At 67.2% G+C, this 25,091-nt stretch carries 25 protein-coding genes and 1 pseudogene; 20 read left to right on the top strand and 6 right to left on the bottom strand.

The features are described from left to right. Positions 1 to 197: 197 nt before the first annotated feature. Complete coding sequence (locus AC50YA_RS07745) at positions 198 to 1,274, top strand: ATP-dependent DNA ligase (RefSeq protein WP_494981725.1); 1,077 nt, start codon at positions 198 to 200, stop codon at positions 1,272 to 1,274. Positions 1,275 to 1,424: 150 nt separating this feature from the next. Here AC50YA_RS07745 and AC50YA_RS07740 read toward each other — a convergent pair whose 3' ends face one another. Next, a complete protein-coding gene (locus AC50YA_RS07740; RefSeq protein ID WP_494981724.1) occupies positions 1,425 to 2,744 on the bottom strand; it encodes an MFS transporter in 1,320 nt (439 codons plus the stop codon). 233 nt (positions 2,745 to 2,977) lie between these two features. Between AC50YA_RS07740 and AC50YA_RS07735 the strand changes: the two genes are divergently transcribed. The 16 genes from AC50YA_RS07735 (at position 2,978) to AC50YA_RS07660 (ending at position 18,579) form a co-directional block, all read left to right on the top strand. Beyond that, positions 2,978 to 3,793, top strand: a complete 816-nt coding sequence (locus tag AC50YA_RS07735) for an IclR family transcriptional regulator (protein ID WP_494981723.1) — start codon at positions 2,978 to 2,980, stop codon at positions 3,791 to 3,793. A 138-nt stretch (positions 3,794 to 3,931) separates the two neighbouring features. Continuing rightward, positions 3,932 to 4,813, top strand: coding sequence for a shikimate dehydrogenase (locus AC50YA_RS07730; RefSeq protein WP_494981722.1), 882 nt, complete (start codon positions 3,932 to 3,934; stop codon positions 4,811 to 4,813). After that, positions 4,813 to 6,720, top strand: a complete 1,908-nt coding sequence (locus AC50YA_RS07725; protein WP_494981721.1) for a bifunctional sugar phosphate isomerase/epimerase/4-hydroxyphenylpyruvate dioxygenase family protein — start codon at positions 4,813 to 4,815, stop codon at positions 6,718 to 6,720. The genes AC50YA_RS07730 and AC50YA_RS07725 overlap by 1 nt, the downstream gene beginning before the upstream one ends. A 69-nt stretch (positions 6,721 to 6,789) precedes the next feature. After that, on the top strand, positions 6,790 to 7,572 hold the full coding sequence (gene pcaH, locus AC50YA_RS07720) for a protocatechuate 3,4-dioxygenase subunit beta (RefSeq protein WP_494981720.1): 783 nt from the start codon (positions 6,790 to 6,792) through the stop codon (positions 7,570 to 7,572). Then, positions 7,538 to 8,137, top strand: coding sequence for a protocatechuate 3,4-dioxygenase subunit alpha (pcaG, locus tag AC50YA_RS07715; RefSeq protein WP_494981719.1), 600 nt, complete (start codon positions 7,538 to 7,540; stop codon positions 8,135 to 8,137). Before pcaH ends, pcaG begins: the two co-directional genes overlap by 35 nt. After that, positions 8,134 to 9,639 carry a lyase family protein gene (locus AC50YA_RS07710; protein WP_494981718.1) on the top strand — a complete coding sequence of 502 codons (1,506 nt, stop codon included), beginning with the start codon at positions 8,134 to 8,136 and terminating at the stop codon, positions 9,637 to 9,639. Before pcaG ends, AC50YA_RS07710 begins: the two co-directional genes overlap by 4 nt. Next, a complete protein-coding gene (locus AC50YA_RS07705) occupies positions 9,632 to 10,450 on the top strand; it encodes an alpha/beta fold hydrolase (protein WP_494981717.1) in 819 nt (272 codons plus the stop codon). Before AC50YA_RS07710 ends, AC50YA_RS07705 begins: the two co-directional genes overlap by 8 nt. Continuing rightward, entirely contained in the window at positions 10,447 to 10,929 is a 483-nt protein-coding gene (pcaC, locus tag AC50YA_RS07700; RefSeq protein WP_494981716.1) for a 4-carboxymuconolactone decarboxylase, read from the top strand. The genes AC50YA_RS07705 and pcaC overlap by 4 nt, the downstream gene beginning before the upstream one ends. Before the next feature lie 136 nt (positions 10,930 to 11,065). Continuing rightward, positions 11,066 to 12,280 (top strand): thiolase family protein, encoded by a 1,215-nt coding sequence (locus AC50YA_RS07695; protein WP_494981715.1) that lies wholly within the window; start codon positions 11,066 to 11,068, stop codon positions 12,278 to 12,280. A 3-nt stretch (positions 12,281 to 12,283) separates the two neighbouring features. Next, positions 12,284 to 12,943, top strand: a complete 660-nt coding sequence (locus tag AC50YA_RS07690) for a 3-oxoacid CoA-transferase subunit A (protein ID WP_494981714.1) — start codon at positions 12,284 to 12,286, stop codon at positions 12,941 to 12,943. A gap of 2 nt (positions 12,944 to 12,945) precedes the next feature. Beyond that, positions 12,946 to 13,626, top strand: coding sequence for a 3-oxoacid CoA-transferase subunit B (locus AC50YA_RS07685; protein ID WP_494981713.1), 681 nt, complete (start codon positions 12,946 to 12,948; stop codon positions 13,624 to 13,626). 90 nt (positions 13,627 to 13,716) lie between these two features. Further along, positions 13,717 to 14,529: an IclR family transcriptional regulator domain-containing protein gene (locus AC50YA_RS07680; protein WP_494981712.1), complete on the top strand. Its 813-nt coding sequence runs from the start codon at positions 13,717 to 13,719 to the stop codon at positions 14,527 to 14,529. Positions 14,530 to 14,682: 153 nt separating this feature from the next. Next, positions 14,683 to 15,906: a Re/Si-specific NAD(P)(+) transhydrogenase subunit alpha gene (locus tag AC50YA_RS07675; RefSeq protein ID WP_494981711.1), complete on the top strand. Its 1,224-nt coding sequence runs from the start codon at positions 14,683 to 14,685 to the stop codon at positions 15,904 to 15,906. Continuing rightward, positions 15,906 to 16,241 carry an NAD(P) transhydrogenase subunit alpha part 2 gene (locus tag AC50YA_RS07670; protein WP_494981710.1) on the top strand — a complete coding sequence of 112 codons (336 nt, stop codon included), beginning with the start codon at positions 15,906 to 15,908 and terminating at the stop codon, positions 16,239 to 16,241. Before AC50YA_RS07675 ends, AC50YA_RS07670 begins: the two co-directional genes overlap by 1 nt. Then, positions 16,238 to 17,611, top strand: coding sequence for an NAD(P)(+) transhydrogenase (Re/Si-specific) subunit beta (locus tag AC50YA_RS07665; protein WP_494981709.1), 1,374 nt, complete (start codon positions 16,238 to 16,240; stop codon positions 17,609 to 17,611). Before AC50YA_RS07670 ends, AC50YA_RS07665 begins: the two co-directional genes overlap by 4 nt. 50 nt (positions 17,612 to 17,661) lie before the next feature. Further along, entirely contained in the window at positions 17,662 to 18,579 is a 918-nt protein-coding gene (locus tag AC50YA_RS07660; RefSeq protein WP_494981708.1) for a diacylglycerol/lipid kinase family protein, read from the top strand. 73 nt (positions 18,580 to 18,652) lie between these two features. Here AC50YA_RS07660 and AC50YA_RS07655 read toward each other — a convergent pair whose 3' ends face one another. Next, positions 18,653 to 19,492, bottom strand: a complete 840-nt coding sequence (locus tag AC50YA_RS07655; RefSeq protein WP_494981707.1) for an ACT domain-containing protein — start codon at positions 19,490 to 19,492, stop codon at positions 18,653 to 18,655. Positions 19,493 to 19,640: 148 nt separating this feature from the next. Here AC50YA_RS07655 and AC50YA_RS07650 point away from each other — a divergent pair, with 148 nt between their 5' ends. The 3 genes and pseudogenes from AC50YA_RS07650 (at position 19,641) to AC50YA_RS07640 (ending at position 22,320) form a co-directional block, all read left to right on the top strand. Continuing rightward, entirely contained in the window at positions 19,641 to 20,693 is a 1,053-nt protein-coding gene (locus AC50YA_RS07650; RefSeq protein ID WP_494981706.1) for an FUSC family protein, read from the top strand. Between the two features lie 75 nt (positions 20,694 to 20,768). Beyond that, a pseudogene (locus AC50YA_RS07645) lies at positions 20,769 to 21,008 on the top strand (IclR family transcriptional regulator); the annotation flags it as partial. A 121-nt stretch (positions 21,009 to 21,129) separates the two neighbouring features. After that, positions 21,130 to 22,320 (top strand): 4-hydroxybenzoate 3-monooxygenase, encoded by a 1,191-nt coding sequence (locus AC50YA_RS07640; protein ID WP_494981705.1) that lies wholly within the window; start codon positions 21,130 to 21,132, stop codon positions 22,318 to 22,320. Between the two features lie 32 nt (positions 22,321 to 22,352). On the opposite strand, the gene AC50YA_RS07635 is transcribed toward AC50YA_RS07640, so the two are convergent. The 4 genes from AC50YA_RS07635 to AC50YA_RS07620 all read right to left on the bottom strand — a co-directional run bounded on the left by AC50YA_RS07635 (position 22,353) and on the right by AC50YA_RS07620 (position 24,895). Next, on the bottom strand, positions 22,353 to 22,979 hold the full coding sequence (locus tag AC50YA_RS07635) for a thymidine kinase (RefSeq protein WP_494981704.1): 627 nt from the start codon (positions 22,977 to 22,979) through the stop codon (positions 22,353 to 22,355). A gap of 132 nt (positions 22,980 to 23,111) precedes the next feature. Continuing rightward, positions 23,112 to 23,546, bottom strand: a complete 435-nt coding sequence (locus tag AC50YA_RS07630) for an acyl-CoA thioesterase (protein ID WP_082575848.1) — start codon at positions 23,544 to 23,546, stop codon at positions 23,112 to 23,114. Between the two features lie 76 nt (positions 23,547 to 23,622). Beyond that, positions 23,623 to 24,126, bottom strand: a complete 504-nt coding sequence (locus AC50YA_RS07625; RefSeq protein ID WP_494981703.1) for a GNAT family N-acetyltransferase — start codon at positions 24,124 to 24,126, stop codon at positions 23,623 to 23,625. Between the two features lie 97 nt (positions 24,127 to 24,223). Further along, complete coding sequence (locus AC50YA_RS07620) at positions 24,224 to 24,895, bottom strand: histidine phosphatase family protein (RefSeq protein ID WP_494981702.1); 672 nt, start codon at positions 24,893 to 24,895, stop codon at positions 24,224 to 24,226. Positions 24,896 to 25,091: the final 196 nt, after the last annotated feature.

Genomic DNA, 25,091 nt, shown 5'->3' with positions numbered 1-25,091 from the left:
CTTCCAGTGTGGCGGGGCAATGTTGCGCCCGAGTTTCCTCGACGTTAGGAGCCGGTTAGTTCTCTGCGATCGATGCGTTTCCGCCGGCACCATGGGATTCGGAGAGTGCCACCGGCCAAACGCGGCGGGGCCTTCAGTGGGGCATTGTGCCAGTTCAGGCCTACCGCCGGCGGGTCTCCCGGACAACAATGGGCACTATGCAACTTCCCGTGATGCCTCCCGTCCCGCCCATGCTCGCCAAAGCCGTCAGCGGGATACCGGACGGGCCCTTGAGCTATGAACCCAAGTGGGACGGGTTCCGGTCCATCATTTTCCGCGACGGCGACGAGCTGGAGATCGGCAGCCGCAATGAAAAGCCCATGACCAGGTATTTTCCTGAGCTTGTGGAAGCCCTGAAGGAGAACCTGCCGCCCCGCTGTGTCCTGGACGGCGAGATTGTCCTGGTGGGGACATCCGGCGACCGGCTGGATTTTGACGCCCTTCAGCAGCGCATCCATCCCGCGGCCAGCCGGGTGAAGCTTCTTGCCGAACGGACCCCGGCCAAGTTTGTGGCCTTTGACCTGCTGGCCCTGGGCGACGACGACTACACCGGCCGGCCCTTCGCCGAGCGTCGGGCAGCGCTGGAAAAGGCGCTCGCCACCAGCAAGGCTCCCGTCCACCTCACCGCCGCGACCCAGGACAAGGCCACCGCCGAGCAGTGGTTCCAGCAGTTCGAAGGTGCAGGCCTGGACGGGATTGTTGCCAAGCCGCTGGATGGCAGCTACCAGCCGGACAAACGCGTGATGTTCAAGGTCAAGCACGAACGCACGGCCGACTGTGTGGTGGCCGGCTACCGCGTGCACAAGAGCGGACCTGACGCGATCGGCTCGCTGCTGCTGGGGTTGTACAAGGACGACGGCGGCCTGGCCAGCGTGGGCGTGATCGGCGCCTTCCCCATGAAACGCCGGCAGGAGCTGTTCGAGGAACTCCAAGCGCTGGTCACGGACTTTGACGGACACCCCTGGGCCTGGGCCAAGCAGGAGGAAGGCGAACGGACCCCGCGCAACGCGGAGGGCAGCAGGTGGAGCGCCGGCAAGGACCTGTCCTTTGTGCCCCTCCGGCCCGAACTGGTGGTGGAGGTCAGGTACGACCACATGGAAGGTGAGCGCTTCCGGCATACTGCCCAGTTTTCACGCTGGCGGCCGGACCGGGATCCCGAATCCTGCACCTACGCCCAACTGGAGGAACCGGTCAGTTTCGACCTTGCCTCGGTCCTGGACACCGGACAGCCGTAGGCACCCGGCCCGCTTCCCGGCGTCGAACGTTCCACCCCATCTGCCCCCGGCGGTGCAAGGGAAAGCCCGGCGCGTCCAGGGACGTGCCGGGCATTCCGGTGAGCAAACTGGGCAGGAGCGTCCGGCTTGTGGCGTCCGGCCAGCGGGGTGTTACTGCAGGCCAAGCTGCTTGGTGGGGATGTTGAAGGTTTCCTTGGCCGTCAGGGCGGAGATGGCCGAGATGCCGCAGATGACGGCGGTGAAGATGCTGATCTGGACCCAGCCGCCGGGCCTGATGCCGCCCATGGCTGCCACGATGGCCGGGGCGAAACCTGCCATCAGAAAGCCCAGCTGCGTACCGATCGCCAGGCCGGAGAACCGGACCCTGGTGCTGAACATTTCGGCGTAGAAGGACGGCCAGACGGCGTTTGAGGCTGCGTAGCCGAAGGAGAAGAAGCCGATGGCCGCGAGGAACATCAGCGGGATGCTGCCGGATTCCAGGCTGAGCAGGAAGACCGGCGTGAGGATGGCGCTGGCCACGGCGCCGTAGAGGAAGACCGGCTTGCGGCCGATCCGGTCCGCGAGCTTGCCGAACAAAGGCTGGGTACCCAGGGCCACCAGGTTGGCGCCGACCACCAGCCACAGGGTGGTGGTCCCGTCAACACCGGCAACAGTCTTGGCGTAGGTGATGGCCAAGGTGCCGAACACGGTGGAGACTGCGGCGATGAAGGCGCAGCAGACCACGCGGAGCACATCGCGCCAGTGGTCCTTGAGGAGGTCGGCAACGGGTAGCTTGGAAATCTGGGCGGTCTTCTGGGCTTCCTCGAAGGCCGGCGGCTCGTGCAGCGTGCGGCGGATGAAGAATGCCACCAGCACTACCACTGCGCTGAGCCAGAACGGAATGCGCCAGCCGATGCCGTACTTGATCTCGTCCGGAAGGGCCAGGACGGGGATGAAGACCAGCGCGGCGAGGATCTGGCCGCCCTGGGTGCCCGTGAGGGTCCAAGAGGTGAAGAAGGCGCGGCGATTGTCCGGCGCGTGTTCCAGCGTCATGGACGAGGCGCCGGCCTGCTCACCTGCGGCGGAGAGGCCCTGGCACAGCCGGGCCAGCACCAGCAGGGCCGGAGCCCACCAGCCCACGGTGTTGAAGTCGGGGAGGCAGCCGATCAGGAACGTCGAGGCACCCATCAGCAGCAACGTGAACATAAGGACCTTCCGCCTGCCCACGCGGTCACCGAAGTGGCCCAGGATGACGGCGCCGAAGGGTCGCGCCACGTAGGCAAAGCCGAAGGTGGCGAAGGACATAACGGCCGCGTTGGCCCCGGCGTCCGGGAAGAACACCGTGGGGAAGATCAGGGCCGCCGCGGAACCGAAGATGAAGAAGTCGTAGTATTCGACGGCGCTGCCGAGGAAGCTGGCGAGGGCTGCCTTCTTTGGCGTCCCGGCCGGGGCAACAGTGCCCGGCCCGGCGGACGGAAGTGTCTGGCTCATGGAGTTCCTTAGATGTGACGACGTTGTCGCGGATGGATCTGGAGGGTCGCAGCCGCAGCGGCCTGAGTGGAGGCCTGGTGCGGTGCGGCTGGAGTCCGTTGAAAGACCCGGCCTAGTAGCCACATGGTGGGAGCTACTTGTGCGATACAGCAATGATGGCTGTGAGCGCAGTCACTTGTCAAGAAAATAATCACCATCTAGAAATAGTTCCCACGATGTGGCAACATCGACGTATGAGTGTGAATCAAACCACAGCGCCCGATGACGTCGCCGCTGAGCCAAAGACGCCCAAGGGTGACCGCACGGACATGGTGGGCAAGGCCCTGGGCCTGCTGGTCCTCCTAGGTGAGGAGCCGCGTGGCGCCAGCGCCGCCGAGATTTCGCGCCGTGCCGATCTCCCCTTCAGCACCACCTACCGCCTCCTGGGTTCCCTGACGCGGGACGGATTTGTGGACTATGAGCCGGACGGCCGCCGCTACCACCTGGGCCTGCGGATCTTCCAGCTGGGGCAGCGGGTCTCCAACCATCACGGATTTGCGGGCACGGCACTGCCCGTCCTGCGCCGCGTCACCGAGCGGACGGGGGAGGCCACCATCCTCAGCGTCCGCGACGGCCATCATCACCTCACGGTCAACAAGGTGGATGGCCCGCAGACTTTCCGCGTCACCAGCGATCCCGGGCATCTGGGCGCCCTGCACGCGACGGCCGTGGGTAAAGCGCTGGTGGCTTTTGCCGAGGATTCGGAGCGTGAAGCGCTGATTGAGGAGCTCGAGCTGGAACCCCTTACCGAACACACCATCAGGGACCGCGCCGCCTTCCGTGCGGAGATCGAGAAGGTGCGCCGGCAGGGATATGCCGTGATGGACGAGGAGAACGAGAACGGCATGCGCGCCGTGGCTGTGCCGCTGCTCAATTCTCAGGGCCACGCCTTCGCTTCCCTGGCCACCGCCGTTCCCGTCTTCCGCCTCAGCGTGGAAGCCCTGCTGGCCCATGTGCCCCTGCTGCAGGATGCCGCGGCGGAGCTGGCCGCGCGCTTGCCGCAGCGGTAATTATGCTTCAAAAGTTCGCATGTAGAACAAGCGTGCGGGAAGTGAACAAGTGTTGTACTGTAATCCCTATCACCCGACCCGCCGCGGACGCCTCGAGCGCCGCCGCCCGCCGGGTGCCGTATCAAAGGAGCTGCCCGGATGAGCAATCGAACTGAGTCCTACCTTGTGGGACTGGTCGGCGACGGCGTGATGCCGTCACTCACTCCCCTCATGCACGAACGCGAAGGGGACGTGCAGGGCCTGCGCTACCTCTACCGCCCCATCGACCTGCTGGAGCTCGGACTTTCCGGCGACGCCGTGGGGGATCTGCTCAAGAGTGCCCGCAGCCTGGGCTTCAACGGCCTGAACATCACTCATCCGTGCAAGCAGCTTGTCCTGGCACACCTGGACGAGGTCTCACCGGATGCCCTCAGGCTCGGCGCCGTCAACACCGTGGTGGTCGAGGACGGCCGCTTCATCGGCCACAACACCGACTTCTCCGGCTTCGCCGCCGCGCTTGCCTCCGGCCTACCGGGCGCGCGGCTGGACCGCGTGGTCCAGCTTGGCGCGGGAGGTGCCGGTTCCGCCGTCGCCTACGCACTGCTTACCGCCGGCGTGCAGGCGCTGGACCTGGTGGACGTGGACCCCGACCGCTGCGCGGCACGCGCCGCAGAGCTGGCCGGCTTGTTCGCGGGCAGCACCGTCACAGCGCGTACGACGGCGGAGCTGCCGCAGCTGATGCCGCTGGCCGACGGTCTGGTGCACTGTACGCCCGTAGGAATGGCCGCCCACCCGGGCATCCCCCTGGACCTGGACCTGCTGGAAACGCGGCACTGGGTGGCGGACATCGTCTACCGCCCGATCGATACCGAACTGGTCTGCGGCGCCCGCGCCATAGGCTGCGAGGTCCTGGACGGCGGCCGCATGGCAGTGGGGCAGGCCGCGGATTCCTTCCGGATTTTCACCGGGCTGGAAGCCGACGCTGAACGGATGCGCAGCCATTTCCTGGAGCTCGTGGCCAAGGAAGAGGTGGCTGCCTGATGCGCACTGGAATCGCCACGGTCTGCCTCTCCGGCACCCTGAAGGAAAAGATGCAGGGCTGCGCCATCGCCGGCTTTGACGGCATTGAAATCTTCGAACAGGACCTGGTTACGTCGCCGCTCACGCCCGAGGACGTCCGCAAGATGGCGGCCGACCTTGGCCTCACGCTGGATCTTTACCAGCCGTTCCGCGACTTCGACAGCGTCTCCGAAGACCTCCTCACTGCCAACCTCCGGCGCGCCGAAGCCAAATTCAAACTCATGGCGCGGCTGGGCATCGACACCATCCTGATCTGCTCCAACGTGGCCACCGCCAGCATCGACAGCGACGACCTCCGGGTTGAACAGCTCGGCAAACTGGCTGCACTGGCCGGGGACCACGGCGTCAAGGTTGCCTACGAAGCCTTGGCCTGGGGCAAATACGTCAGCGACTACGAGCATGCCCACAAGCTCGTGGAAGCCGTGGACCACCCCAACCTGGGCACCTGCCTGGATTCCTTCCACATCCTGTCCCGCAACTGGGACACCGCCCCCATCGAGGCCTTCAACCCGGAAAAGATCTTCTTCGTCCAGGTGGCAGACGCCCCCAAGCTCTCCATGGATGTCCTCTCCTGGAGCCGGCACTACCGGGTTTTTCCGGGCGAGGGCCAGTTCGAGCTCGCCAAGTTCATGGGCCACGTGGTCCGGGCGGGGTACAGCGGCCCGGTGTCGCTGGAGATCTTCAACGACGTCTTCCGCCAGTCGGACGTGGAGCGCACCGCCGTCGATGCCATGCGCTCGCTCATCTGGCTGGAGGAACAGAGCGCCAAGTGGCTGGACGCCAACGCCCCGGCCCTTTCCGGCGCCGGTATCACCGCTGGCGCGGTGGGCACCCCGGCCCCCAGCCGCCGTCGTTATCCCATGGAGCTGGCCACGCTCCCGCAGGTGGCCGAACCGGCTGGCTATAACTTCGCCGAAGTCAGGGCCGCGGATACCAAGGGACTGGAAACGGTCCTGGGCCAGCTGGGCTTCGAATTCAACGGCCGGCACCGCACCAAGGACGTGCAGCTCTGGAGCATGGGCCACGCCCGGGTGATCATCAACGAGGCTGCACCTGCAGACGGGGACGACTCAGCGGGGGATGCCTCACCGGCCATCGCCGCCCTGGGGTTCGACGTCGACTCCCCGGTGATTGCCGCCGCCCGCGCCCAGCAGCTGAAGGCCCCCGCGGTCCCGCGCAAAAGCCAGGCCAACGAGGAAGTATTCCAGGGCTTCGCCGCCCCGGACTCCACCGAGATCTTCCTGTGTCAGGGCACCTCCGACGGCACCGCGGCCTGGACCAGTGAGTTCGGGGAGGGGCTGGAAAAGCCCGCCGCCGGAGCCACCGCCGTGATCGACCACGTCAACCTGGCCCAGCCGTGGCAGCATTTCGACGAAGCCGTCCTCTTCTACACGAGCGCCCTGGCCCTGGAGCCCCAGCCGTTCGCGGAGGTGCCCAGCCCCACGGGGCTGGTCCGCTCGCAGGTGATGGCCACGGAAAACCGCGCCGTGCGGCTGGTGCTGAACCTGGCACCGCTGAATCAGCAGCGCAGGACCTACCAGGAGCACATCGCCTTCGCCGTGGATGACCTGGTGGCCACCGCCGGTGACTGCAAGGCCCGCGGCCTGGAATTCCTGCAGATCCCGGCGAACTACTACGAGGATCTGGACGCACGCTTCGGACTGGCACCGGACTTCCTGGCCACAATGCAGGACCTGAACCTGCTGTACGACCGGGACGCGGACGGCGAATTCCTCCACTTCTACACGGCCACCGTGGGCAGTGTGTTCTTCGAAATGGTGGAACGCCGCGGCGCCTACGACGGCTACGGCGCCCCCAACGCCCCCGTGCGCCACGCAGTCCAGTACGACCACCTGCAGCACCGGTAAGACAGCACTATCCGTACTACCCATCCTTAAGACCACTCAGCAGCAACAACCAGAGAAGAGGAGGCCGCAGTGGAGACACAGCAGGATCTCAGTGCAGAGATCAACGCCATGGGCGATGCCTACGCGCGGGCGCTCAAGGACGGCGCCCCGGCCGAGACCCAGCCCAGGCTGGACTATGCTCCCTACCGCAGCAGCATCCTGCGGCACCCCACCAAAAGCCTGCACCACGCGGACCCGGAAACCATTGAGCTGTACTCGCCGGCCTTTGGGCACCAGGACGTGCACGCCCTGGAATCGGACCTGACCATCCAGCACAACAGGGAACCCCAGGGCGAGCGGATCATCGTGGCCGGCAGGGTCCTGGACGGCGACGGCCGCCCCGTGGCCGGGCAGCTCGTGGAAATCTGGCAGGCCAACGCGTCCGGCCGCTACATCCACAAACGCGATCAGCACCCCGCCCCGCTGGACCCCAACTTCACCGGCGTCGGCCGCTGCATCACCGGCCCGGACGGCTCGTACCGGTTCACCACCATCAAGCCCGGCGCCTACCCGTGGAAGAACCATGTCAACGCCTGGCGCCCGGCCCACATCCACTTCTCCATGTTCGGCACGGAGTTCACCCAGCGGATCGTCACGCAGATGTACTTCCCCGGCGACCAGTTGTTCCCGCTGGACCCCATCTACCAGTCCATCGTGGACCAGGACGCCCGCGACCGCCTCGTGGCCACCTACAACCATGACCTGACCCAGCCTGAGTGGGCCCTGGGCTACAACTGGGACATCGTCCTGACCGGCTCCAAGCGGACCTGGACCGAAAATGAGGCGCTCGGCGCAGCAGGAGACGAGGAATAACGTGAGCACAACCACCAAGCTTGTTCCCACCCCCGGCCAGACCGTCGGCCCGTTCTACGGTTACGCCCTGCCGTTCGAGAAGGACAACGAACTCCTTGCGCCTGGCTCGCCCGGCTCCCTCCGCCTCCAGGGCACCGTTTATGACGGCGCCGGGGAAACCATCCCGGACGCCATCCTCGAGATCTGGCAGCCCGACGCCGACGGTGAGATCGTGCAGCAGACCGGCTCCCTGGTCCGCGACGGCTACACCTTCACCGGCTGGGGCCGCGCTTCCGTGGGCCACTCCGGCGTGTATACGTTCACCACCGTGAACCCGGGCCCCACCGAGTCCGGTGCCGCGCCCTTCATCTCCGTGGCCGTGTTTGCCCGCGGCCTGATGAACCGGCTTTTCACCCGCGTGTACCTCCCGGAAAACGAGGAAGCCCTCGCCAAGGACCCGCTGCTCAGCTCACTGGACCCGGAACGCCGCAAGACCCTCATTGGCCGCCGCGATCCCGACGGCGGACTCACGTGGGACATCCGCCTGCAGGGCGAGGGCGAAACAGTCTTCCTGGACTTCCAGTGACTGACGCCGCCCTGGGCCGCTTCGGAAGCGCGGCCGACGGCGACGTCGGCCTGCTCAGTCCCGTCTCGGCGTCGCCCCTGGTGACGGCGCTGACCGGTGACCGCGCCGTACTGGCGGCGATTCTCGCCGTCGAGTCCGGCTGGGCCGCCGTGCTGGAGAAGGCGGGCCTGGCGCCTGCCGGTTCCGCCGCCGTCGTGGTTTCCGCCGCGGAGGCGGGCCGCTACGACGCGGCAGACATCGCGCTCCGGGCCCAGGGCGGCGGCAACCCCGTCATCCCGCTGTTGGGAGACCTGCGGAAGCACGTCACGGCGCTGGACGGCGCCCGCATCGGCGCAGTTAAGGCGGTTCACACCTCGCTGACCAGCCAGGACGTGCTGGACACGGCCCTGATGCTGCTCGCGCGCAACACCGTTGAGGCGGTGCTGGCGGATCTGAAATGCACGACGGCGGCGCTCGCTTCCTTGGCGGAACAGCATGCGGACACGCTGGGCGTGGGCAGGAGCCTGACCCAGCACTCCCTTCCCTTTACCTTTGGGCTGCGGGCGGCGCAGTGGTTCCACGGGCTGGCGGCCGCAGGCCGGCAACTGGGCAACGTACAGTTCCCGGTGCAGTTCGGCGGGGCGGCCGGAACACTCGCTGCCGGAACCGTGCTCACTTCCGGCTCGGCCGCCAGCCCCTTTGACCTGGCCGACTCGCTGGCCGCGCAGCTGGGGCTCGCGCCGGCACCGGCACCATGGCACACGAACCGGCTGGCCGTCACGTCCCTCGGACAGGCCTTGGCCTCGGCGCTGGACGCCGCGGGCAAGATCGCCACGGACGCCCTGTTCCTGAGCCGGCCCGAGGTGGCCGAACTCGCCGAACCGCGCGCCGCCGGCCGCGGGGTCTCCTCTGCCATGCCGCAGAAGCAGAACCCCGTGTTGTCGGTCCTCATCCGCAGCGCCGCGCTCCAGGCGCCGCAGCTGGTGGCCCAGCTGCACCTGGCCGCTGCCAACTTCAACGACGAACGCCCCGACGCCGCCTGGCACACGGAATGGCCGGCCCTGCGCCAGCTCCTCCGCCTGGCACTCGGCGCGGCCGGACACCTCAGGGAGCTCGCCGAAGGCCTGCAGGTTTTCCCCGACGCCATGCGCCGCAACCTGGAACTTGCCGGGCCGCTGCTCCTGGCCGAAGGCGTGGGCGCCGCCGTCGCCCCGCTGCTGGCCGAACAGGATGGCCGCAGCGGCAAGGAGCAGCTGCAGCTCGTGGTGGATCGGACGCTCCGGGCGCCCGCGGTCGAACAGGCGGACACCTACCGGCGGCTGCTCCGCGAAGCCGTCCCGGCGGAGACGCTTTCCGATGGGCAGCTGGCGGAACTCCTTGAACCGGCCAGCTACCTGGGCCAGGCAGCCGAAATCTCGCGCCGCATCCTGGCCGCCTACCCCGACTTTTCCCGCTTCAGCCAGTTACCTGCCAACCCCGGGTCATCAGCAGACCCCGACCAGAACGGAGCCAACCGTGGCTAAACCGACCCTGAAGGCAGTTCTGCTTTCGCCCGAACGGGCCCTTGGCGAACGTCCGCTGCTGGTGCTTGGACCCTCCCTGGGCACTTCCTCCGTCCTGTGGTCCGACGCGGCCACCCTGCTCAGCAACGACTACGACGTTGTGGCCTGGGACCTGCCCGGCCACGGCGTCTCGCCCGCCGCCACGGAGACGTTCGACGTCGCCGGGCTGGCGGATTCAGTGGTGGACCTGGTGGACTCGATCGCCCCGGGCGAAGCCTTCCACTATGCCGGGGTTTCGCTCGGCGGTGCCACCGGCCTGCAGCTGGGCATCAAGCACGGCGAACGCCTCAAGAGCCTCTCCGTCCAGTGCACCGGCGCCAAGATCGGCACCCCCGAAGCCTGGCTGGAACGTGCTGAAACCGTACGCAGCCAGGGCACTCCCGTATTGATCCAGGGCTCCGCGCAGCGCTGGTTCGCGCCGGGCTTTATGGACCGTGAACCCAAGCGGAGCAGCCGGCTCCTGCACGCCCTTCGCGACACCGACCGCTTCAGCTACGCCTTCTGCTGCGAAGCGCTGGCAGGCTTTGACGTCCGGGACGAACTCGGCAGCATCACCGTCCCCACGCAGGCAGTGGCGGGTGCGGCGGACACTGTTGCGCCGCCGTCGATGGCTCAGGAAACCGTTGACGGAATTACCGCCGGTGGCGGCACGGCAAATGCTGTGACGCTGGAGGGAGTGGCGCACCTGGCCCCTGCCGAGGCGCCCGCGCACGTTGCCGAACTGCTGCGGACCCTCATCACCTGGAGCGAATCCCGGGGGGCAGCCCAATGAGCGGCGCAGACCTTCCCAACGCAGAACGCAACGGCGTCGTCCAGCCGGACGCCACCAGCCAGCAGATTTACGACGGCGGCATGGTGGTCCGCCGCGAGGTGCTGGGCGCCGCGCACGTGGACCGGGCCAACGCCAACAAGGACGAGTTCACCGACGATTTCCAGGACATGATCACGCGGATCGCGTGGGGTGGCATTTGGACCCGCCCGGGCCTCACCCGGCAGATGCGCTCCGCCGTGACAATCACCGCCATGGTGGCGCACGGGCACTGGGAAGAGTTGGCCATGCACATCCGCGCGGCCATCTCCAACGGCCTGAGCAGGGACGACATCAAGGAAATCCTGCTGCAGACCGCCATCTACTGCGGAGTTCCCTCCGCCAACACAGCCTTCAAGACCGCCCAGCAGGTCTTCCGCGACATGGACGCCGCAGACATGGACGCCCCCACCCCGGACGACGCCGCCACCCCACCCAACTAGCACCCCACCCCACCCAACTAGGTAGCGCTAACTGTCGTTATGAGCCCTCAGAACGACACTTACTGCTACCTAGTTGGGCCGCCTACCCGCTGCCGTACGCACGCAGCTTTAGTCAGACAGAATTTGAGGAAAAGTTATGAACCAGGCCTTTGTGTACGACGCCGTTCGCACGCCGTTCGGCAAGTTCGGCTCCGGCCTTGCCGCCGTCCGTCCGGATGACCTGGCCGCGCACGTGATCAAGGAATCCGTGAAGCGTGCGCCCGGCCTGGACCCCGAGCGGATTGATGAGGTGGTGTTCGGCAACGCCAACGGCGCCGGCGAGGAGAACCGCAACATCGCCCGGATGGGCACGCTGCTGGCCGGCCTGCCGGTCTCGATTCCCGGCACCAGCGTGAACCGGCTCTGCGGGTCGTCGCTGGACGCGGCGATCATCGCCTCGCGCCAGATCAACGCCGGCGACGCCGAGCTGATGCTCGTTGGCGGCGCCGAGTCGATGTCCCGGGCCCCCTGGGTCCTGCCCAAGACGGAGAAGCCCTACCCGGCCGGGGACATGACCCTGGCGTCCACCACGCTGGGCTGGCGACTGGTGAACAAGGCGATGCCGAAGGAGTGGACCATCTCCCTGGGCGAGGCAACCGAGCGGCTGCGCGAGAAGTACGGCGTGACCCGCGAGCAGCAGGACGAGTTCGCCGCGAACTCGCACAACCTCTCCGCCGCCGCCTGGGACGAGGGCTTCTACGACAACCTCGTGGCCCCGGTTCCCGGCACCGACCTGGTCCGCGATGAAGGGATCCGCGCTGGCTCCTCGGCCCAGAAACTCGCCGGGCTGAAGACCGTTTTCCGAACCGAGAACGGCACCGTCACGGCCGGGAACGCGTCCCCGCTGTCCGACGGCGCCTCCGCGGCCTGGATCGGATCCGAAGCCGCCGCCGGGCTGCTCGGGCTCGAACCGCTGGCCCGCATCGCCGGCCGCGGCGCACACGCCAACGACCCCCAGTACTTCGGCTACGCCCCGGTGGAGGCCGCGAACAAGGCCCTCGCGAAGGCGGGCATCAGCTGGGACCAGGTGGGCGCCGTCGAACTTAACGAAGCGTTCGCCGCGCAGTCCCTGGCCTGCATCAACGCCTGGGGTATCGACCCCACCATCGTGAACCGGCACGGCGGCGCGCTCGCCATGGGCCACCCCCTGGGCGCGTCCGGTACGCGGATCCTGGGCACGCTTGCCCGGAGCCTGCAGGCCTCCGGTGAGCGCTGGGGCGTGGCCGCGATCTGCATCGGCGTGGGCCAGGGCCTCGCCGTTGTCCTCGAAAACGTTACGGCTGGTACCGGTACCAGCACAGGAAAGGCCTAGGACGTGCTGACATTTGTTGACTCCGTAAACGAGGCCGTTTCCGGCATCAAGGACGGCTCCACCGTGATGATCGGCGGCTTCGGCAACGCCGGCCAGCCGTTCGAACTGATCGACGCGCTGATGGACTGCGGCGCCAAGGACCTGACCGTGGTGAACAACAACGCCGGCCAGGGCGACCAGGGCCTGGCGCTGCTCATCAAGGAAGGCCGGGTGAGGAAGATGATCTGCTCCTTCCCACGGCAGTCCGATTCGTGGCACTTCGACGCCAAGTTCCACGCCGGCGAGATCGAGCTGGAGCTGGTGCCGCAGGGCAACCTGGCCGAGCGGATCCGCGCCGCCGGTGCCGGCATCGGCGGGTTCTTCACACCCACCGGCTACGGCACCATGCTGGCCGAGGGCAAGGAAACCCGCATCATCGACGGCCGCGGCCAGGTGTTCGAGACCCCCATCCACGCCGACGTCGCCCTGATCAAGGCCCTGAAGGCCGACGGCGTGGGGAACCTTGTGTACCGCAAGACCGCGCGGAACTTCGGCCCCATCATGGCCGCCGCCGCGAAGCACACGGTGGTCCAGGTGTCCGAGATTGTCCCCACCGGCGGGCTCGACCCCGAAAACGTCGTGACCCCCGGAATCTACGTCAACAGCATCGTGAAGGTGGCCTGAAAATGAGCATCGCAACCAGCATTCAGACGTCCGACATGCCCTTGGGCCGCGATCAGCTCGCCGAACTCGTGGCCCGCGACATCGCGCCGGGCTCGTTTGTGAACCTTGGCATCGGCCAGCCCACGCTGGTCTCCAACTACCTCAGGCCGGAGCAGAACATCACGCTCCACACGGAGAACGGCATGCTGGGCATGGGTCCCGCGGCCGAGGGCGACGACATCGACGGCGACCTCATCAACGCCGGCAAGATCCCGGTCACGGAGCTGCCCGGGGCGTCCTACTTCCACCACGCGGATTCGTTCGCGATCATGCGCGGCGGCCACCTGGACATCTGCGTGCTCGGCGCGTTCCAGGTCTCGGCCACGGGCGACCTCGCCAACTGGCACACCGGCGCCCCTGACGCCATCCCGGCCGTGGGAGGCGCGATGGACCTCGCCACCGGCGCCAAGGACGTGTTTGTGATGATGACGCTCCTGACCCGCGAAGGCGCGTCGAAGATCGTGGAAGCGTGCACGTACCCGCTCACCGGCGTGGGCTGCGTGACCCGCGTGTACACGGACAAGGCCGTCTTCCTCACCGGGCCCGACGGCGTCCAGGTCCGTGAGACGTTCGGATGCACCCTGGAGGAGCTCCAGGAACTGGTGCCTGTCCCGCTCAAGTCCGCCGCCGTCGTCGCGCTCTAACCCCACCCAGCGCGAACGGGCAGGTAATCCCCTCAAACCCAAGCTTTGAGGGGATTACCTGCCCGTTCGCGCCGAATAGGATTGGTAACCATGACCAACGCACCCGGAGACTCAGGGGCCGCCCCGCAGGCGAGTGACCAGTACGTGCAGTCGCTGGCGCGCGGGCTGGCCGTGATCCGCGCCTTTGATACCGACCACCCGGTCATGACCCTGACCGAGGTGGCGGCCCGGACGGACCTGACCCGAGCCACGGCCCGGCGCTTCCTGCACACCCTCGTTGAGCTGGACTACGTCCGCACCGACGGTAAAACGTTTGCGCTCACGGCCAAGGTCCTGCAGCTCGGCTACGCCTACCTCAGCGGGCTGTCCCTGCCGCAGCTGGCCCAGCCGCACTTGGAGGAACTGTCCCTCAAACTGGGCGAGTCCACGTCGGCGGCGGTGCTGGACGGCACTGACATCGCCTACATCGCCCGGGTGACCACGCGCCGCATCATGAACGTGGGCATCACCGTGGGCACCCGTTTCCCGGCCTACGCCACGTCCATGGGCAGGGTGCTGCTCGCGGCCCTGCCGCCCGCCGGACTCAAGGACTACGTGGCAGCGGCGGACATCAAACCCTTGACGCCGCGCGCGCTGGGCACTGTCCCCGAGCTTCTGTTGGTCCTGGAAACCGTCCGCGCCCAGGGCTGGTGCCTGCTGGACCAGGAGCTTGAGCTCGGGCTGATGTCCGTTGCGGCCCCTGTGTACGACGGGCCAACCAAGGTGGTGGCCGCCGTGAACGTGTCCCTCCAGGCCCAGTCGGTAGCGGCCCGGCCGGACCCGGAAGCGTACCTGGCCGCCGTGGCCCGCGAAATCGTGGCGACCGCGAAGCTCATCTCGGCGGACCTGACCGCACGGCGCTGAACGGGCGGGGCTGACCGCGCGGACCTGACCGCGGCAGTGAGGCCGCGAACAGGCAGTAAATGCGCCCAAAACGCGAATCTGAGGGAATTAGCTGCCAGTTCGCGAAAGGCGCCATAGACTCGAGCCAACTACGTCCGTAAGGGAGTTGGCGGTTTGAAACTGGGCATACCGCGGGAACGTCATGAGGGTGAGCAGCGTGTGGCCGCCACGCCGGAAACGGTCGAGCAGCTGGCGGGGCTGGGCCTGGACGTCCTGATCGAGGCAGGAGCAGGGGCCGCCGCCGGCCATTCAGACCACGATTACGCCGCCGCCGGCGCCCGGATCGTCCAGGACCTGGATCCCGGCGACCTGAACGTCCTGGTCCACGTCCGCCCGCTGGAACCCCCGACGGCGGCAGCCCTGAAAAGGGGCGCCGTCACCGTAGGGCTTGCCTCGCCGTCGTCCGAACTCGCCACCGTGCAGGCGCTCGTGGAGGCCGGCGTCACCGCGTTCGCCCTGGAACTGGTGCCCCGCATCTCCAGGGCCCAGTCCATGGATGCGCTCAGCTCCCAGGCCCTGGTGGCCGGCTACCGCTGCGTGCTGGAAGCCGCCATCCGGCTGCCGCGCTTCTTCCCGCTGTACATGACCGCCGCCGGTACCGTCCCGCCTGCCCGGGTTCTGGTGCTCGGCGCCGGGGTTGCCGGGCTGCAGGCCATCGGCACCGCGAAACGGCTTGGCGCCCGGGTCTCCGCCAACGACATCCGGCCGGCCTCGGCTGACGAGGTCGCGTCGATGGGCGGCACGTTCATCAAACTGGATCTGGAAACGGCGGAGGCCTCCGGTGGCTACGCCCGCGAACTCAGCGCCGACCGCGGCGCCCTCCAGCGTGAACTCCTCGCCCCGCATGTCGCCGCGGCGGATGTCCTGATTACGACGGCGGCCGTCCCCGGCAGGCGCGCACCGCTCCTCGTCAGCCGCCAAATGGTGCAGGGCATGCGCCCCGGTTCCGTCGTCGTCGACCTCGCCGCTGAGTCCGGCGGCAACGTGGAGGGTGCCGTTCCCGGCGAGGACATCCTGGTGCCCACCGCTGACGGTCAGGGCCACGTCACCCTGGTGGGGCTGAAGGACGCGCCGTCCGCAATGGCGCAGGACGCGTCCCGGCTGTATGCCAAGAACGTGGCCAACCTGCTCGCCCTGATGGTCCGGGAAGGTACCGTTGCCCCCGATTTCGACGACGAGGTGATCGCGGGTGCGTGCCTCACGCACGACGGCGCCGTGCGGCACCTGCCCACGGCCGAAGCTTTGGCGGCACTTGTGCCCGCCCTGCCCGACCATGCGCCCCAGGTCCAGAACGACCGGGTCCAGAACAATCGGGTCCAGAACGAGGGGGGAATCTGATGGACGGCATGAGCCTGCTGACAGTCACCGTGCTGGCGGTGTTTGTGGGATTCGAGGTGGTTTCCAAGGTCTCCAGCACCCTGCACACCCCGCTGATGTCCGGCGCCAACGCCATCCACGGCATCATCCTGGTGGGCGCCATCATCGTGGCCGGCCAGGCCGCGGACCCGTGGATCCTGGCCGTGGCGCTGCTTGCCGTGGTGCTGGCCACCGCCAACCTGGTGGGCGGCTTTGTGGTGACGGACCGGATGCTGCACATGTTCCGTGCCCGCAAGGACGTCGCCCGCCAGGGAGCCCCGGTCAAGGAAGCCACCGGCAAGGAGGAAGCAAAGTGACCCTCCTCGATCCGGTCTGGACCTCGCTCCTTTACCTCGCCGCGGCGGTGTTCTTTATTCTGGCGCTCCGCGGCCTCAGCTCGCCCCGGACTGCCCGGCGCGGCAACCTGATCGGCGCTTTCGGTGCGCTGCTCGCCGTCGTCACGGTCTTCCTTTCCGCGCGGCTGGACAACATCCCCTGGATCCTCGGTGCCATCGCGCTGGGGTCAGCGGTGGCCGCACCGGTGGCCCGGCGCGTGCAGATGACCCAGATGCCCCAGCTGGTGGCGCTGTTCAACGGGGTGGGCGGCGGCGCCGCAGCCCTGGTGGCGCTGCTGGAACTCAGCCATACCGCCGACCCCTGGGTCCGGCTGGCCATCGTGTTCACCCTCCTGGTGGGGGCCGTGTCCTTCGCCGGCTCCGGGATCACCTTCGCCAAACTCCAGGAGCTTATGACCACCCGGCCGGTGGTGTTCCCGGGCCTCCCCGTGGTGATGGCCGCGGTGCTGCTCGCAGCGGTGGGAACGGCCGTCGCCGTCGTCCTGACCGGTTCCCTGGCGCTCGCTGTGTTGCTGATGGTGCTGGGCCTGGCCGCGGGCGCGCTGCTGGTGCTGCCGGTGGGCGGCGCGGACGTGCCAATCGTCATCTCGCTCCTGAACGCGTTCACCGGCCTGGCCGTTGCGGCGTCCGGTGTGGTTCTGGGCAACGTGCTGCTGGTGGTGGCCGGCACGCTGGTGGGCGCCTCCGGTACCATCCTCACCAGGGCCATGGCCGCCGCGATGGGCCGCAGCGTGGCCGGCATCCTGTTCGGCGCCTTCAAGGGAGGTTCGACGGCGGGATCCACCGCCGTGAGCGAACGTCCCGTCAGGTCCTCCAGCCCGGAGGACGTCGCCGTGCTCCTGGGCTATGCGCAGCGGGTGATCATTGTCCCCGGCTACGGCCTGGCGGTGGCGCAGGGCCAGCACACAGCGGCCGAGCTGGCTCTGGCCCTCGAAGCCAGAGGCATCGAGGTGGACTTCGCTATCCATCCCGTGGCCGGCCGCATGCCCGGGCACATGAACGTGCTACTGGCCGAGGCGAACGTGCCGTACGAATCGCTCAAGGAGATGGGCGAGATCAACTCCGAGTTCCGGATGGCCGACGTCGCTTTGGTGGTGGGAGCCAACGACGTGGTGAACCCCGCCGCGAAGACGTCCTCCGGTTCGCCGATCTACGGCATGCCCATCCTGGAAGTGGCCGACGCCCGGCAGGTGATCTTCCTGAAACGCTCCATGCGGCCAGGATTCGCGGGAATTGAGAACGAGCTTCTGTACGAGCCGCAGACCTCGCTGCTCTTCGGCGATGCCAAGGATTCCCTGGCCAAGGTGTTGGGCGCCGTGAAGGCCCTGTAGCCAAGTACGCTTTCCACAACAGGCACATTTCCCGTCACCCGAAGGACGCCATGACAGCCAACAGCTCCACTTCCCTCAAGCGCCCGGCCATCATCATCAATCCTGCCAAGCCGGTGGACATCGACTTACGTGCCCTGGCGGCCAAGCACTGCTCGGAGAACGGGTGGGGCGAACCCATCTGGCTGGAGACAACCAAGGAGGATCCCGGCGTCGGCCAGGCGATGGAGGCACTCAAGCAAGGGGCCGACGTCGTTATTGCTGCCGGCGGCGACGGTACCGTGCGGTGTGTGGCCGAGGTCCTTTCCGGCGGCGATGTGCCCATGGGGGTGCTTCCGTTCGGCACGGGAAACCTCCTGGCCCGGAACCTGGGCATGGACGTCACGGACTTTGACGGCGCCATGGCCGGGGCACTGGCGGGCACCGAGCGGAAGATCGACGTGGTCCGGGCCGCCCGCAATGATCCGGACAAGGAGCAGGTCTTCCTGGTCATGGCTGGCGTGGGCTACGACGCCACCATCATGGCCGACACCAATGAGGACCTCAAGGACAAGGTGGGCTGGCTGGCCTACGTGGACGCCGGCATCCGGAACCTGCCCGGCAAGCCGGTGAAGGCAACCATCGTCCTCGACGGCAAAACTGTAGTTCACCGCGGGGTCCGCAGCGTGATGGTGGGTAACTGCGGCAAGGTCCAGGGCGGACTGGAGATCTTCCCCGAGGCCAAGATGGATGACGGACTGCTGGACGTCGCGGTGCTGGCTCCGAGGGGGAAACTCGGGTGGTTCTCCGTGATCGCCGGCATGATCGGCAAGGGCCGCGGCAAGAACACGTCCGTGGAGTACTACCAGGGCAAATCCGTGGAGATCACGCTCGAACACAACGACGATTACCAGCTCGACGGCGACCACGAAGGCGACGGCAAGCACGTCCTGATGACCATTGAGCCCGGCGCGTTGACCATCCGGATGTAGCCCAACTAGGTAGCGCTATCTGTCGTTTTGAGGCCCTATAACGACAGATAGCGCTACCTACATTGGCTGGGACCTACATGCGGGGAGCGGGCGCCTGCCGGTGGGCCAGGATTTCGGCGAGCTCGGCGAGCCGGTGTGCACGGGCTGACTCGGCGGGTGTGAACGGTTCGCCGGGTCGGGCGAAGATGATGGGTCCGTGCCAGGCGGTGGGGATCTTCAGGCGGGTGCCGGCGTCGTCCGTTTCCAGGGCGGCCTCTGCGGGGGTGAGGATGCGGGCGCGGAGCAGCTCGGCGACTGCCAGCGGAAGTTCGTCCGGGGCATCGGCGATCCTGGCCGCCAGGCTCAGCGCTTTCGTCTGGCCGTCCGCCATGGCCAGGGCAGTGGTGGGCCAGACCCGCGAACCCGAGCCGCCGCCGTCCTGCAGTGCCTCCAGCAGGTGCCGTTCGCTGAGGTTCCCGGGCGCCGAGAGCACAAACTCGTCCAGCACGCCGCCGGCAACGGGGTGCACGTGGATGCTGAGGATGTTGGTGTCCAGGCGGGCCAGCGCCCGGGTGATCTTCTGCAACGACCCCGGGTGGTCCTGGAGCACCGTGCGCGCCCGCCACAACGCCGGTGCGCTGCCCAGCTTCCTGTGGTGCCGGAGCGCCGGCGCGTGCAGCCAGCCGCGGAGCATCCGGGCGGCGGAGGGCTCCGCCACCCAAATCACCAGCACGGTGGCCGTGAGCGTGAGGACCAGCACCTTGGCAAGATACGGCAGGTGAGTTTCCACCACGAGGGCATGGACCAGCAGTTCGATCGGGAGCATGACTGCCACGTTGGCCACGGTCAGGCGGGTCTTGGTGGGTTCCGGCATCAGGCCGCAGACTTCACAGCTCAAATCAGCCGCGGCAGGGTTCCTTGCAGTGGGCTTCATGCCTCAAGGATCACAGGGTGGTGTTTCGGCGGCGTTGCCCTGCCGTTCCGATTGTGGGAACAGGCTGCGGCGTAGGATCGATGTGGACGTCAGCGCGGCCGCCCGTCAGAGATGTACCGGTTGTACTGCAGGAAGGCGCCATCAGCACGTGAAGATCCTCGCTGAGATGTTCAGCACCGCTCCGGCAAACAAGGACCACCAGCCGGCGCTCCGGTGCGCCGTGGGCGTGTTTGTTCCGCTCCTGACCCTGGTGCTGCTGGGCCGGCTGGACTTGGCGATCTTCGCCTCTTTCGGCGCCTTCACCGGGATCTACGGCCGCGGCGAGCCCCATGGATCCCGCTTCTTCCTTCAGCTCCGCGCCGGCCTGCTGATGCTGCTTGTCATCTTGCTGGCAGTTCTCGCGGCCCGCGCCGGCGCGGCCTGGGGACTGGACGGGGCCGGAGCCACCTGGCTCCTGGTCCTGGCCACCACGTTGGTGGCGGGCGGCTGTTCGGTGGCCATCTCCTGGCTTCGGCTGCGGCCCGCCGGGTCCCTGTTTCATATCTTCGCCTTCGCAGCCATTGCCTCGATCCCCAACCAGCCGCCGCTCCTGGAAGGCATGCTGGTGTCCGTCCTCACCACCGCCTTCTGCCTGCTGATCGGCTTCTCTGCACGGGTGCTGCCCAGCCACCGCACACCCTGGGTCCGGCCGCGCCCGCTCCGCCGCACTCCGGACGAGCGGCGGGCGGCCTGGCTGGAGGGCCTGGGCTATTTTGTGGCAGCCGGGCTGGCCGGTTCGCTGGCGACCCTGGTGGGGCAACGCTTGGGCTTTGGCCACAACTACTGGGCCATGGTGGCAGCGGTGGTGCCGCTGGTGGGGCACACCACTGTGCACCGCGTCCGCCGCGGCGTGCAGAGGATCATCGGCACCGTGCTGGGGCTCGCCGTGCTGGCCGTCATCCTGCTGCTGGGCCTGGCACCGTGGCAGACGGTGCTGGTCATCGCGCTGTGCCAGTTCGGCGCGGAGTTGTTCATCGCCCGCCAGTACGTGCTGGCGCAGCTCTTCGTCACGCCGCTGGCCTTGATCTCCACGCTGCTCGTGGTGCCGGCGTCGCCCACCATTCTGCTCCGGGACCGGATCGTCGAGACGGTGATTGGTGCCGCCGTCGGCATTGCCGTGGTGCTGGCACCTGCCCTCTGGCGGCGCGTGCGCAGAGGGTGATCTGGGGGCCACCTATCATCACCATTGAATGGAAGCGGCGGATATGGCAAATTCAGTCTCCGGGGATTCACCGCGGCGGCCGCCGTGCGTGCCGTGCTCAGCGAAACGGGCCATCAGGGGTTCGCGCAATTGGCGGGCGTGGTGGATCCGGACACGAGGGGCATCGCAGTCCCCGTGCTGGATGGCAGGCAGCACGCAGTGGCCGCACCCGGCGTCGTGGTTCCGCTGCGGGAGGTGGGTCTGCAGTCGCTGGTGCCCGCTCTGCAGACCGCGGCGCGGGGTATCGCGCGCAGGCTCGGAGGCCAGGGAGTCTAATTTGTGCTTCCGTTGAATGGAATTGGTCTAACGCAGGTCACGTTGCCTGCCGCACGCTGTTAGCAAGAACCAATCACCGCCCGGCCACCAACGAGGGCCCCGCAACGAAGCGAGAATAGTCATGGCAGCACGCAAGATCATCACCACCCAGGTGGCCATCATGGGCGCCGGACCCGCCGGCCTTATGCTTTCCCACCTGTTGGCCAAGGCTGGCATCGACACCACCGTGATTGAGGTCCGCAGCCACAAGGACATCTCCGAAACGGTCCGGGCGGGAATTCTGGAGCACGGCACCGTCAACCTGCTCGTGGACAGCGGGGTCTCGGACCGGGTGCTGCGCGACGGCGACCGGCATGACGGCATCGAGCTGCGGTTCAACGGCGAAAGCCACCGCATCGACTTCAAAGACCTCGTGGGGGAGTCAGTCTGGCTCTACCCGCAGACTGACGTCTTCCTGGACCTCGCCGCCCGGCGGAAGGCCGACGGCGGCGACGTCCGCTACAGCGTCACTGACACCACCGTCCATGACCTCGAGGGCAAGCCGAAGGTCTGGTTCACCGACGCCGAGGGGGTGGAGTATGAGATCCAGGCAGAGTTTCTGGTGGGCGCGGACGGTTCACGCAGCCATTGCCGAGTCCAGATCCCGGAAGCCGGCCGCAAGCGGTACTTCCACGAATACCCGTTCGCCTGGTTCGGCATCTTGGCCGAAGCCCCGCGCAGTTCCGATGAGCTGATCTACGCCAACTCGGACAACGGGTTCGCCCTGATCAGCCAGAGGACTGAAACCGTCCAGCGGATGTACTTCCAGTGTGATCCCAAGGAAAACGTGGCTGACTGGGATGATGACCGGATCTGGGCGGAATTCCGCAGCCGGGTCAACGGCAACGGCTTCGAGCTCAAGGAGGGGCCGGTCATCGACAAGATGGTCCTGCCATTCCGAAGCTTCGTGCACACCCCCATGCGCCACGGAAACCTGTTCCTGGCCGGCGACGCGGCCCACACGGTTCCGCCCACCGGCGCCAAGGGCCTCAACCTGGCCATCCACGACGTTAAGGTGCTCTTCGAAGGGTTGGATTCGTTCTACGCCAGCGGCTCCACTGTCCTGCTCGATTCCTACAGCGACCTTGCACTGGAGCGGGTCTGGAAGGCGCAGCAGTTCTCCTACTGGATGACCACTATGCTGCATACCTCCGCCGAGGCGGACGCATTCTCCCGCGCCCGCCAGCTCGGCGAGCTTAACTCGGTTGTCTCGTCGAAACACGGAATGGCTTACCTGGCCGAGGCGTACACCGGCTGGCCCGGGGTACGCTGAGCCGCTGGACGCTCAGCCGCCGGACAGGACGTCTAGGAGCCCAGGCGGCCGCCGGACTCCTCGAGGTAGCAGGAGCCGCACAGGGATTCGTACCAGACGTCCTGGCCGTCGATGGCGACCTGGTCGCCGTCGAACACCACCTCGTTGCCAACGCGCCGGGTGTTGAAGATGGCCTTGCGCCCGCACCGGCAAATGGTCTTGAGCTCTTCCAGCGTGTGGGCGACCTCCATGAGCCGGCGTGATCCCGGGAAGGCGTGGGTCAGGAAGTCCGTCCTGATGCCATAAGCAAGTACCGGGACGTTGTCCAGGACGGCGATGCGGAACAGGTCATCCACCTGGTCCGGGGTCAGAAACTGTGCCTCGTCCACTAGAAAACAGGCCACCGGCTTCTGGTCCACGTGCTCCAGCAGGGCGTCCGGGTCATCGCCGGCCGCATGGGCGGCGAACAGCTCGCGCACCGGGGTGGTGGCGGAGAGAAGAAAGTCCACGGACCGTGTCATGCCCAGCCGGGAAACAATGTCGGTATCGCCTTTGGTGTCCACACCGGGCTTGGCGAGGAGGACGCGCTGGCCCCGCTCCTCGTAATTGAAGGCGGCCTGCAGGAGTCCGGTGGACTTTCCGGAGTTCATGGCGCCGTAGCGGAAGTAGAGCTTGGCCAAGAGGGTCCTTTCAATGGGTCCGGCTATCGATCCTATGCCGTACGCCCCAGGGACCCATGGCAAACGGCCGGCGTTCCCGCCCCGACAGCGCCCCGCCGGCCGATGTCAGCCCGGTACTGCGTCAGTCCCGCCTCAGTCCTGGATGAGGGTTTCGGTCAGGTGATGAGTGGGAATCCGGTCCCGCTCATACGTGATTTCGGTGTAGCCGTGGGGCTCGGGTTTGCCGGCCGGGCTGAGGTTCACAAAGACGATCTCTTCGATGGTGAGGATGCTTTGGCGGGTGATCATGTTGCGGACTTCGGCGCGCATGGTCAGTGACGTCCGGCCGAAGCGCGTTGCCGTCAGGCCCATTTCCACCAGGTCTCCCTGCACTGCGGAGCTCACGAAGTTGATCTCCGAGATGTACTTCGTGACCGCTCGGCCGTTGCCAAGCTGGAGGATGGCGTAGATCGCGGCTTCCTCATCGATCCATTTCAGCAGGCTTCCGCCGAAGAGGGTCCCGTTGGCATTCAGGTCCTCCGGCCGGATCCATTTGCGGGTGCGGAAAGTGATGTCAGTGGATTCCATATGGCGAGGTTAGCGTGCCGCGGCGCACGTTACGTCGTAGTTGTTGTTGTGTAACGGACCGCCGCCCGGATTTGGTTCAGGTCATCGCAGTGTGGGCGGCGCTGTGCGAGTCAATCGACTTGGCGTAGCAGTACGAATGCTCCACGCCCACGTAAGCGCCAAAGTTGGGGACGGATTCAAAACCGGAGTTCTCGTAGAAGTTCCGGCCGTCCGGCTGCGCCGAGCCTGCTTCGGCCGTGATACGCGTGATTCCCTGCTTGTGCGCCTCGGCTTCGAGGGCGGCCAGGATGGAGCTGGCCACGCCCGATCCCCGCGTATACGGGAGCACGTAAAGCCGCTTGATTTCGGCCGTGGCGCTGTCCAGGAGCCTGAGTCCGCCGCAGCCCACGGGCTGTCCCGAGCCTTTGTCGTACGCCACCAGGAACACGGCACAGTCAGCGCCCGACGGCGGGGTCCCCGGTTCGTGGTCAGGGGTACCGAAGCGGGCGTCCAGTTCCGCCTGCTGGGCCCTGCGCAGATCGGCGCCCACGGGGTTGGACCACGTGACGGACCTGATGTTGAGCCGCGGATTGGTCTGCATGACTGCCTCGTTTCGCCGAAGGGTGATGCAGATTAAGCCTACGGGCGTGCGGTTAACGCCGTGTTACCGGTGCGTAAGGGAACGAAGAACTTGCCTACTACCCCGGGGCGCCGGTGGGGTCCTCGGCGGTCGGATCTGCAAGAGCGAGGCCGCCCACCGGGCTCCCGTCCCAGTGGATCAACTTCCAGCCGGCGCCGGGGTCCCCTTCGAGGGCCACGATGCCGGTGTTGGACAGGACGTGGCGGGCCGCGAACTCATGGTCGGCGCCGGCGGCGCGGAGCCCTGTCCAGGTGCGGATGGCGGCGCCGTGGCTCACCACGGCCGCGACGGCGGAGTCCCCGTTGCTGGCCGCGTGCTCGGCAATCCGGCTGATGGCGGCGTCGTACCGCTCGAAAAACTCGTGGCCGTCCGCGCCTGCAGGCATCCTGCGGTCCAGGTCACCGGCTGCCCACGCGAACACTGTGCCCATATACCGCATGTGCGACTCGTGGTCGGTCAGTTTCTCCAGTGCCCCTGCTTCGATTTCGTGCAGACCGTCCAGGACTTCAACGCGAAGCCCGTGGAGCCGGGATAGCGGGGCGGCCGTGATCTGGGTCCGCAGAAGCGTCGATGCGTACAGGGCGCCTATCTGCTCGCTGGCCAGGGACCGCGCCATGGCCTCGGCCTGGCGTTCGCCCAGCTCGGTCAGCCCGGGCCCTGGGTGGGCAGTGTCCAGCTGGCCGAGTACGTTGCCGGGGGTCTGTCCGTGGCGGATGAGCAGCAGCTTCATGACTCCAGTTTCGCACCCGGCGGCGCGATTCGGCGTCTGCCTGCCGGGCCGACGTCGTGCGTTCCTCCCCGGTTTGCTGGTGCCCGCGGGTGGCAAGACACGGCGTGTCGCCCGCGCTCCGCCTGTAGCCGGGCCGGCAACCGGGCGGGAACGAACAGGGCGCGGCACCGCAACCGGGTTCGGCAAGCTCAACCAC

This window comes from Pseudarthrobacter sp. RHLT3-21 (assembly GCF_059383495.1).
The sequence above is the reverse complement of the archived record's forward strand: the minus strand, read 5'-3'. Positions and strand labels throughout refer to the sequence as shown.

Coding starts and splice junctions, on each gene's coding strand:
- AC50YA_RS07740 (WP_494981724.1), bottom strand. CDS start 2,744: ATGAGCCAGACACTTCCGTCCGCCGGGCCGGGCACTGTTGCCCCGGCC.
- AC50YA_RS07735 (WP_494981723.1), top strand. CDS start 2,978: ATGAGTGTGAATCAAACCACAGCGCCCGATGACGTCGCCGCTGAGCCA.
- AC50YA_RS07680 (WP_494981712.1), top strand. CDS start 13,717: ATGACCAACGCACCCGGAGACTCAGGGGCCGCCCCGCAGGCGAGTGAC.
- AC50YA_RS07630 (WP_082575848.1), bottom strand. CDS start 23,546: ATGGAATCCACTGACATCACTTTCCGCACCCGCAAATGGATCCGGCCG.
- AC50YA_RS07670 (WP_494981710.1), top strand. CDS start 15,906: ATGGACGGCATGAGCCTGCTGACAGTCACCGTGCTGGCGGTGTTTGTG.
- AC50YA_RS07640 (WP_494981705.1), top strand. CDS start 21,130: ATGGCAGCACGCAAGATCATCACCACCCAGGTGGCCATCATGGGCGCC.
- AC50YA_RS07655 (WP_494981707.1), bottom strand. CDS start 19,492: ATGAAGCCCACTGCAAGGAACCCTGCCGCGGCTGATTTGAGCTGTGAA.
- AC50YA_RS07625 (WP_494981703.1), bottom strand. CDS start 24,126: ATGCAGACCAATCCGCGGCTCAACATCAGGTCCGTCACGTGGTCCAAC.
- AC50YA_RS07725 (WP_494981721.1), top strand. CDS start 4,813: ATGCGCACTGGAATCGCCACGGTCTGCCTCTCCGGCACCCTGAAGGAA.
- AC50YA_RS07685 (WP_494981713.1), top strand. CDS start 12,946: ATGAGCATCGCAACCAGCATTCAGACGTCCGACATGCCCTTGGGCCGC.
- AC50YA_RS07745 (WP_494981725.1), top strand. CDS start 198: ATGCAACTTCCCGTGATGCCTCCCGTCCCGCCCATGCTCGCCAAAGCC.
- AC50YA_RS07620 (WP_494981702.1), bottom strand. CDS start 24,895: ATGAAGCTGCTGCTCATCCGCCACGGACAGACCCCCGGCAACGTACTC.
- pcaG (WP_494981719.1), top strand. CDS start 7,538: ATGAGGCGCTCGGCGCAGCAGGAGACGAGGAATAACGTGAGCACAACC.
- AC50YA_RS07695 (WP_494981715.1), top strand. CDS start 11,066: ATGAACCAGGCCTTTGTGTACGACGCCGTTCGCACGCCGTTCGGCAAG.
- AC50YA_RS07660 (WP_494981708.1), top strand. CDS start 17,662: ATGACAGCCAACAGCTCCACTTCCCTCAAGCGCCCGGCCATCATCATC.
- pcaC (WP_494981716.1), top strand. CDS start 10,447: ATGAGCGGCGCAGACCTTCCCAACGCAGAACGCAACGGCGTCGTCCAG.
- AC50YA_RS07730 (WP_494981722.1), top strand. CDS start 3,932: ATGAGCAATCGAACTGAGTCCTACCTTGTGGGACTGGTCGGCGACGGC.